Raw genomic sequence first — 339 nt, 5'->3', positions numbered from 1 at the left:
GTCATAGACCCCGGTTTCTCCTTCCAGGCCATGCTCGTCATACGCCGATACACGAACGTGATAGAACGATGCCTTGAGCCCAGTGAAGCTCATTTTCGGCTCACTGGAAAAGTTTTCCTGCTGGATGTTCATAAAGGCTTTATCAGTCGCCACTTGGGCGCGATACCGCCGGGCACCGGGCAACGGTCGCAGGTACAAACGCCAGACCGGCGCATCACCTTTCTGCCCATCCTGGCCGATAAGCCTGGGCGCGGACAGTAACTCAACGGGGTGAAGATCACCTTGTTGCTTGAACAGCAGGCCTTGCCGGCCATCGACCTTGACCTCTGCTTCGGCAGG

General features: G+C 57.2%; 1 protein-coding gene. It reads right to left on the bottom strand.

The window, feature by feature from the left end:
- The coding region (locus tag C661_RS0120905; RefSeq protein WP_017417248.1) for a hypothetical protein at window positions 1-339 on the bottom strand (339 nt) is incomplete at both ends.

It is taken from the genome of Clostridium tunisiense TJ (assembly GCF_000300195.1).
GTDB lineage: Bacteria > Bacillota > Clostridia > Clostridiales > Clostridiaceae > Clostridium_J > Clostridium_J tunisiense.
This window is presented reverse-complemented; position numbering and strand designations above follow the sequence as displayed.